At 70.7% G+C, this 8518-nt stretch carries 8 protein-coding genes; 1 reads left to right on the plus strand and 7 read right to left on the minus strand.

What is annotated here, in order from left to right:
• Positions 1 to 461: RICIN domain-containing protein (locus IZR01_RS46025; RefSeq protein ID WP_194927512.1), on the plus strand; the 461-nt coding region annotated here is incomplete at its 5' end.
• 86 nt (positions 462 to 547) lie between these two features.
• On the opposite strand, the gene IZR01_RS46030 is transcribed toward IZR01_RS46025, so the two are convergent.
• The 7 genes from IZR01_RS46030 to IZR01_RS46060 all read right to left on the minus strand — a co-directional run bounded on the left by IZR01_RS46030 (position 548) and on the right by IZR01_RS46060 (position 8380).
• Positions 548 to 1645, minus strand: coding sequence for an SPFH domain-containing protein (locus IZR01_RS46030; protein ID WP_194895399.1), 1098 nt, complete (start codon positions 1643 to 1645; stop codon positions 548 to 550).
• A gap of 47 nt (positions 1646 to 1692) precedes the next feature.
• Positions 1693 to 4014 carry a hypothetical protein gene (locus IZR01_RS46035; protein ID WP_194895400.1) on the minus strand — a complete coding sequence of 774 codons (2322 nt, stop codon included), beginning with the start codon at positions 4012 to 4014 and terminating at the stop codon, positions 1693 to 1695.
• A complete protein-coding gene (locus IZR01_RS46040) occupies positions 4011 to 4796 on the minus strand; it encodes an adenylate/guanylate cyclase domain-containing protein (protein ID WP_194895401.1) in 786 nt (261 codons plus the stop codon). Before IZR01_RS46040 ends, IZR01_RS46035 begins: the two co-directional genes overlap by 4 nt.
• Positions 4797 to 4836: 40 nt before the next feature.
• A complete protein-coding gene (locus tag IZR01_RS46045) occupies positions 4837 to 5346 on the minus strand; it encodes a Pycsar system effector family protein (RefSeq protein ID WP_194895402.1) in 510 nt (169 codons plus the stop codon).
• 151 nt (positions 5347 to 5497) lie between these two features.
• The gene (locus IZR01_RS46050) at positions 5498 to 6157 is read right to left on the minus strand and encodes a Crp/Fnr family transcriptional regulator (protein ID WP_194895403.1); all 660 of its coding nucleotides are present in this window, start codon (positions 6155 to 6157) and stop codon (positions 5498 to 5500) included.
• 232 nt (positions 6158 to 6389) lie between these two features.
• A complete protein-coding gene (locus tag IZR01_RS46055; protein WP_194895404.1) occupies positions 6390 to 6740 on the minus strand; it encodes a hypothetical protein in 351 nt (116 codons plus the stop codon).
• A gap of 197 nt (positions 6741 to 6937) precedes the next feature.
• A complete protein-coding gene (locus tag IZR01_RS46060; protein ID WP_194895405.1) occupies positions 6938 to 8380 on the minus strand; it encodes a carboxylesterase/lipase family protein in 1443 nt (480 codons plus the stop codon).
• Positions 8381 to 8518 lie beyond the last annotated feature (138 nt).

The following is an 8518-nucleotide window of genomic DNA, read 5'->3' on the forward strand; positions in this document are numbered from 1 at the left end:
GCGCATCCGCCGCCCTCGCCCCCTCCTCCGGCCCCTCCGGCACCTACGTGCTGGTCAACCGCAACAGCGGCAAGGCGATCGACGACCCCGGAGCCTCGGGCACCGCGGGCACGAAGCTGATCCAGTACTCCCGCGACGGCGGCTCCAACCAGTCCTGGCGGCTCCAGCCGGTCGGCGCGGGGATCTACAACCTCGTCAACATCTCCTCGGGCCTGCTGATGGACGTCTACGGAGGCGGCACCGCGGACGGCGCACCGATCTGCCAGTACACCGCGACCGGAGCGACCAACCAGCAGTGGCGGATCACCGACGCCGGCGGCGGCTACGTCAGCCTGGTCAGCGTCCGCAGCGGCAAGGCCGTCGGCGTCGCCGGATCCTCCACCGCCGACTTGGCGGACCTGGAGCAGGAGACCATCAGCAGCGGCGCCGCCAACCAACAATGGCAGCTGATATCCGTCTAACCACGCCGCTTCGCTCCCCCGCCGCCCGGCTCCCGTCGACAAGGACACGCGCCCCCGACACGCGCCTCGCGACGGGTGTCCGTCGGTCAGTTCGTCCGGTCCGGGGTGACGTCGTCCACCACGATCGTGGTGTCGGGCTGCGTCCCGGCGCCCAGCTCCGGGGGCGGCGTCTTGCGGACCCGCTTGCGCTGCTGACCGGCCGGGCCCGACGCCTGGCCGGGGATCTCGGGGGTGAAGACCGCGCTGGTCGACTGGCGCAGCCAGTCCAGGGCCGCCTTGGCCTGGTCGTTGACCTGCCACCGCTCGATCGCGCCCTCCTCCAGCAGCTTGTTGACGAAGTCGATGGTCAGGCGCTGCCCGGCCAGCTCCTGCTCGCGCACCACCTGCGCGACCGCGGTCAGCTCCTCGGGGTTCTGCGCGACCTGGAGCACCGCGCGCTCGATGTCGCCGGAGGTGAACGCCTCGCGGTAGAACCTCGTCCGGTTCTCCAGCACCTGCTGGTTGTTCTGCTCTTGCAGCATCCGGAGTTCCTGCTTCAGCCGTTCGGCCTCGATCTGGTGACGCAGGTCGCGTACCTCGTCGGACTGGGCCAGCCGCGACTTGTCCGGCTGGACCGAGGCGATCGTCCTGGTCCACAGGCCGTACTCGCGGCCGATGTGGCCGGTGGTGACGGTCCTGGCCAGGGCGGCGCCGAGCTGTTCGGGGTCGTTGAAGTTCAGCGCCTCGCCGGCCAGCCGCTCGTTGATGGCGGTCTCGGCGGCGGCCGAGTTGTCCACGCCGTATTCGCGGGCGATCCGCCGCATCTCCTCGGTGATCACCGGCTGGATCAGGGGGCGGATGTCCAGCAGCTGGCTGCGCACGACGAGCGAGGGGTCCAGGACCCGCCACTCGACCACGACGGAGACGTTGAACGAGAAGGTGTCGCCCGCGCCCGGGAGTTCCACCTCGAACGGCAGGTGCCGCACGCCGAGGTCGATGTCGTAGACGGTCTTCACCTTGCCCCGGAACATCCCTTTCGAGCGGGTGTGCTGCCACACCACCGAGTGCGCCCGGTCGTGCGGCCACACGATCCGGTGCTCGCCCTTGGACGTCACCAGGACGTGCGCCAGGTGCGCCGTCACCGGCTCGGCCTTGGCGCCCAGGTACTCCCGCCGCGCAAGGATCGGGCTGAAAACGTTGTCCATGTCATTCACGGTCTCTCAACTCCACTTCCCACTGTCCGGCCGATTCACTAAAGGGCCGCCGCGATCTGGTTCTGACTGGTCGCGCTCTGTCGGACCGCCGCGCGCACCGCGTGCGCGGTGCGCAGCGGGAGCGGCTCGTCGGGATCCGCGGCGAGCATGTCGACCAGGTCGAGCAGCCTGGCCTCGTCGTCCTCGTCGTCGATCAGGCCACGCAGGAACCCGCCGAGCGGCAGCAGTAGCTCAGGGGACTTGTCCGCGGCCCGGATCCAGTCCCCGATCTCGTCCCGCATCGCGCTGCCGACCAGCGAGGAGGACAGCGCCTGCCAGACGCATTCCACCAACTTCCGGCCCACGCTCGCGCCGTACTGCGCGACGGCGACGATCAGCGGCCAGTCCGCCCGCACGGGGTCGGCGAGCGCGGCCTTGGCCTGGCCGCCCAGCGGCAGGTCGTCGATGCTCGGGATCTGACGCACCCGCAGGTCCCCGAGCCGCAGGACGGTCAGCAGGCCGAGGATGTGCTCGTCGGCACGCGGATCGTCGATCCATCCGTCGAGCGCCTCCAGCACCTGCTCGAACCCGCCGCGGGCGAACAGATCGGACACGGACTTGCTCACGATGAGCGCGAGCCGTCCTTCCTCCCAGACCCCGACTCGGCGCAATAGGCGCAGCACGGTGCTCAGGTCCGACGCGCCGTCCCCGTAGCCGAACGCGACGGTGGCGGTCCACATCAGCTCCGGTTTGTCGCCGCGGGCCCAGGTGCGCAGCACGGTGGCCACGGCCGCGCCGGTGCTCTCGTCCCGAGCCGCCTGGTTCAGCGCGGCCGCGGCGACCAGGCGCTGCTTGGCGCTTTCCGAACCCGCCCACGCCTCGATCGCCTCGTGATAGCAGTAGGCGAAGTCCCAGCTGGTGACCAGGCCGATCGCCAGTGCCGCACGCATCCAGACGTCCGGACGACGGTCCTGGCTCAGATCCTGCAACCAGTGCAGGATCGGGCGCCGCAGATTGGGCCGGCTGCCCCAGACCGCGGCGAGCAGCCGGACCGGCAGGCGATCGTCGCGGTAGTTCAGCAGTCTGGTCGGCGCCGAGGAGTCCCCGACGGTGATCGCTCCGTCCCGGAGCGTGGCCCGAGACCGGGCCATCCGGTCGTCGTCCAGCTGGGTGAAGACGTTCCGGCCCGGCGTGAGCCGGGGGTTCGCGGTCGTGTAGAGCTCCCAGGCCAAGCGCTCGCCGGCCTCGGCGACCAGGTTGGCAGGGGAGCCGTTGAGCACGGCCAGACTGAGCCGGAAGGCGAACTCCCCGACCGCGGCCCGGTGCCGATGCAGATCGACCCCTTGGGGCAGGTCCGTCAGCCATTCGCCGATCCGTTGGTCGATCAGCTCGCTCCAGGCGCCCAGCGCGCTCTGGCGGTCGCACTCCCCGGCCACCAGGCGGGTGATCAGTTCGGCCAGCCAAGCCTCCTCGGCCGGCCCGGGATCGGAGCCCAGCAGGGCCCAGAGTTCGCGATCCCGGCTCAGCTCGGTCAACGTCGCGTGGGCCTCGGGCTCGACCCGGCGCGGCTGCGAGCGGACTGCCTCGATCCGCTGATCGAGGACAGTGCCCTGCGACGGTGCCGCATGCTCGCGCAGATAGACGGCCGGGCAGTTGCCGGTCTCGCCGGCCGGCGGCAGCAGGACGCAGTAGGCCTCCCGCTGCCTGAGGTCCTCGGACAAGCGGTCGAGGTCGGCTTCGCCGAGGGACCGGCCGGTGCTTCCCAAGTCGCCGAGATAGCCGTGCCCGGGCTTGATGCGCGCGTCGGTGACGTCGTCGAGGCCGGAGTCCACCGTGAGCCACTCAACCTGGCCGGGGGCGAACTCGCTGAGCAGCTTGAGCGCGGTGGTCGATCGCCCGCTGCCCTGAACGCCCCGGATCACCACCACATGCCGTTCGCGCAGAGTGCTGCGGATCTCGGCGTCATGGGGCGCGGCGGCGTACCAGGAGATGATCTCGGCGAGCAGGTCCGTCCGCACCGGTCCGAAGGCCCGGGTGCCGCGGACCGAACCCGCCGCGTGGATGTGCAGGCCGCCGGAGATCGTCGCGCCGCCGATCACGCCCACCGGGCCCGCCGCCGACACGCCGCGCTGGAAGCTCTCGTACGCGTGGCTGGCGGCGATCTCGTCGGGGGTGGCGCGCGCGTCGGAGAGCGGGTCGGAGCGAGCGGCGCCGATCATGTCCTCCGGGGAGCTGTCGACGTTCTGCGCGCTCGGGTCGGCCGCGTTGGCCGGACCGCCACCGCCACCGCCACCGCCACCGCCGGCCCCGGCCGCTCCGCCACCGGCCGGCTTGGCTGGTCCGCCGCCACCACCACCGTAGCCGGCGTCGTCGGCAGTCATTTGGCACCGTCCGGGCTGCCGCCGACGGTGAAGGGTCCGTGCACGGTCGATGTCCCGATCACGCCCACGACACCGCCGGAGACGGAGACTCCGTCCTTGAGGACGTCCGGGCCGGGGCTGTCGGCGCTGTTCGTTTTGCCGGACGTCCCGGGGCTCCCGCTAGAGCGTCCCGGCCGGTCCGCGCCTTCGGCATCCGGCGGCATCGGGACCCGTGTCCAGCCCGGCAGATGCAGCCACGCGGAAGTGTCGGTCTCCTTCACCTGGACGGTGATGGGAGAGAAGCTGGTGGGCGCCAGGCCGCCGCCCCCGTGTCGCACGACCTGGTCGTACACGACATCGGAGACGATCACGGCCAGAGAAGCCGAGGGCGTGGACGCCAGGAGGCGCTTCGCGACGGGAGCGTCCACCAGCCGGGCAGTGAAGTCCAGGGCCGTCCCGGTGTGCTCGTTGAGGCTGGGGTGCAGCTCGCCGGAGTGGACCGCCAGCCGGACCTGGAAGGGCCGTGTCGACCGTTCGTAGGCGCGCTGCAGCAGGGCGTGGAATTCGCTGAGCCACGCGCCGAGCACTTGGGACTTGGGAACCTCGGCGGTGAAGAGCACCATCGCCCCGTCGCCGAGGTCTTTCACACTCACCCGGTCCGCCGGGATCGAGGCGGATTCCAGGGCTCCGGTGCAGCAGTCCTGGAGCACTCGGCGTGCCACTAGTTTCTCCGGATTCGTCAATCCGGCTGACCCCTGGATGTCGTAGAACAGGATCAGATGATGCAACGCTTCTTCGGACACGATCTTCGCCCCCTGATGGCTGATAGCTGATGTCTGATTTTCACGAGAGGAACATTCCGAGTGCGCCTGTGAGCCCGCTGACTGCGAGCAGCGCCATTCCCAGCCGGATCATCCGGTACTTCACGACGGCGATCCGGCTCAAGAGGTGCCCCTGGGCAAGGAGCCAGTTCTCCGCGTCCCCGGCCGCCCGCCCCGCCAGGAAGCGCATCCGGTTCGCGTCGTGGTCCTTCGGCAAGTCGCAGAACGACACCGCGTGTTCTCCGGGCGCCGCCCGGCGCAGGCGCGGCAGCAGCGCACCGGCCAGCGCCAATACCCCGGCCGCCCAGGCCAGCAGGCCTACGGCGAGGAACACCTCCCCCGCTACGTGCCCGGCACCTCGGTGCGCGGTGGACCTGCCGGAGGTCAGGACCGCCAGGATCGCGACCGCGACGGCGCCGAGAGCGGCGGCCTTGGTGTCGGCCCGGTCGATCGCATGCTCTGCCTGCTCGACGAGATGGCACGGAACCGGCGGCAGGGCCGAAGCCCGGTCGGGACCGTCCGCTGTCAGCATCGTTCTCTCCTTGTTGTCGGAGTCTGATGAGGTTGTCGGAGTCTGATGGGGCCGTGCGGCGGATATCGCGCTTCGCTTGCCGCCGTTCGGTTCTCCCGCCCTTCCAGCCCTCATCGTGCGGCGGCACACTCACCGGCCGCTGTAGCGGAATTCACAAGTCGGCGATCGCCACCAGCGCCCCCCGGTCCAGGATCTGAATCCGGCGCTCCGTGGTGACCAGCACCTCGCGGGTGCGCAAGGCCGCCAGCGACTTGGCCACCGACTCCCGGGTGGCCCCGATGGCCGTGGCCAGCTCCTGCTGGGAGAACTGGCCGGCGAACACGGCGCGCAGAGCTGTCTGGTCCAGGCTGATCAGCAGTCGTGCCAGCCGTTGGAGCACCGGAAGCGTGGCCAGGTCGCGGCTGTGGCCGTCGATGGCCCGCAGCCGCAGCGCCATGCCCCGGAGAATGGCCACGCCGGCGAAGGGGCGGTCCTTCAGGAAACCGTGGAAGCGCACCCCGGACACGAGATGTCCGTCCAGCGGTGTCAATGACGTGACCGTCGCGCTGCGCGGCCGCCCGTCCAGGACGGCCAGCTCGCCGACGATGTCCTTGGGTCCGCACAACCCGAGGATGAGCGCACGGCCGTTGGCGGCGGCCGCCTGGACGACGGCCCAGCCCGACGAGATCGCGATCACGAAGTCCTCGGCCGCGCCCTGCTGCATCAGCCGTTCGCCCGCCTGGTATCGGCGCCCGTCCCCGGCTGCCAGCAGTGCGGCCCGGTCGCCCGGTCGCATGGCCGACAGCAGCGGCTCCTGCGCGAAGATCCCCATTCCAATCCCAATTCCCCTCTGCCCGGTCGCCCCCCGAGCAGCTCTGAAAGCACATGGTAGGTAGCCGTGTGGAACCCGGTGCGGATATCGCAGAATTCGGCCGAAGCTCGGCGGTCTCGATATCGCGGAAAAGCATTGGATGTTCTTTCCTGCAACGTTCCGGGTGGTGTCAACATCTGTAAGCATGAAGGACTCGCCGAAGCGTGATGCTCGCCTAGAAATGCACTGACGTTCACATCCCGGCTTCGATCTCTTCCTCCTCGGCCCGCGGATCGGCGTGCGGACCGCCGTCCACGATCCGGACGAGTCCGACGTTCAGCGCGGGGAAGACCGGGGCGGAGCCCTCTCGGCAGCTGTCCAGACGCTGGCGGACCGCGGCGATGAGGTCGCGGGCGAGCCAGATCTCGTCCGCCCCGGTCGGCGCCACCGCCACTTCGCCGTCGGACGTGCCCGCGACGTCCATGCGGTCGATCTCGCCGGAGCGCAGGGCCGAGGCCAAGAATCCCGGCCCTGCGCCCGTGACCGCGACGCACATACGCCGCGTCCTCAGGCTCGCTCCGTCGCGGGAGGATCCATCCTCCATCCGCATCCTCCTCGGCTCCGAGCCGAACCTTCCCCTCCGAGCCCCCCGGCTCGGACAACTGTGGCCCGGCGGCGGAGCGAGGAACCAGTACCAGTACGGGTTCTGTGAAACGGGTGATGAAAGCCGTCCGGCCCGACTGGAAACCAGTCGGGCCGGACGGCCGGCATCTCCTGCGGGAACCGATTCAGTGCACTACATCAATCCCCGAACACCCTCACCACCGGCTGCTCCGGATCGTAGGCGGCCCAGCCTGGATCGCCGTCGCGGGCGAAGGCGATCCAGGCTCCGTGCATCGCCTCGGCCAGACCCTCCGGTGCCGGGTCCGGGCCGAGCAGGCCGCTGTCGCCGTGCAGCCACGGCTCGTCGGCGAGGTCGAACACGTAGGGCAGCTCGGTGGTGTGGGTGGCCCCGAGCCGGCCGTCGAGTGCCGTCGAGCGCTGGGCGAATGAGTAGGCGTACGTTCGTCGTCCCGAGATGCGAGAGTGCGCCTCGGCCATGCGCGTGGTGCCGGCGCCGAATAGTGCTTCGCCGAGCAGTGCCGAGCGCAGTTCGCCGGGATGGGCGGTCGGCCGGGCTGCTTTGACGGCCGCGACCGTGGCGCCGGGATCGGCGTAGCCCGCTGCGGCGAGGGCGAGGACGTCGTCCTCGGTGGAAGGCTCCAGCTTGCCCTGGGGCACGAGGTACAGGTTCCCCTCCTCGATGTTGTCGCCGATGAGCACGCTGACCTCGGCGGCTGGACCGTCGGCCAGCGCGTCGGCGGGTTGGACGGGCAAGACCAGGCTGAACGGGCTCAGCCCGAGCAGCGGGTCCCGGGCCGTGGCCGTCCGCAGGTCGAGTCCGGCCAGCTTCGGCAGGATGGCGAGCAGATGCTCGTCCGGAATCGCGGCGAACTGCTCGACGGACGCCCGGATGCCGAGCGCGGTCGCCGCCGCCGCGGTCACCCGCTCGGCCTGCTCGGGGGTGAAGGCACCGGTGCCGGTGCCGCTCTGCACTATCGCGCGGTGGAACAGGCCCGCCGCCTCCGGTGCCGCGAGCAGTGCACCGACGATCGTCGCGCCCGCCGACTGGCCGAAGACGGTGACGTTGCCGGGGTCGCCCCCGAACGAGGAGATGCTGTCGCGGACCCAGCGCAGCGCGGCCAGCACGTCGAGCAGGCCGCGGTTGGCCGGGGCGCCGGGAAGGTCGAGGAAGCCCGGAATGCCCACCCGGTAGTTCACCGTCACCAGGACGACTCCGTCGCGGGCGAAGGCCTTGCCGTCGTACAGCGCGGCGCGGTTGGAGCCGCTGACGAAGCCGCCACCGTGCACGAAGACCATGACCGGGCGCTTCTCGCCATCCGCCGCGGGGGTGCGGACGTCGACGGCCAGGTACTCCGCACCCGGCACCCAGCCCGGTCCGAAGTAGGGCGTCATGTCGAGACGGCCGAAGGGGCGGGCGGGCTGCGGTGCCGTCGGTGCCGGCTCAGTGGCGGCCCTGATCCCGGGCCAGCCGGGATGCGGCACTGGTGCGGCGAAACGTCGGGCACCTTGCGGTGCCATCGCATACGGGATGGCTCGGTACAGGTCGCCGAACGGGTCGCGCAGACCGCGCACGGTGCCGGCCTGCGTCTGGACGACCGGGTGTTGTGGTTGCTGGGGCATGGGACACTTTCTTTGGTCTCGGGGCTTCGGTCGCGCGAGCGCAGCCGACGATGAGCGCGGCTTCAGGCGATGCGGGCGAATCCCGCCCACTCCCTGATCGCGAACGTCGAGCCGTCCCTGGCGACCTCGGCCCCGCCC

This window comes from Catenulispora pinisilvae, from assembly GCF_015356865.1.
In the GTDB taxonomy this organism is placed as follows: domain Bacteria; phylum Actinomycetota; class Actinomycetes; order Streptomycetales; family Catenulisporaceae; genus Catenulispora; species Catenulispora pinisilvae.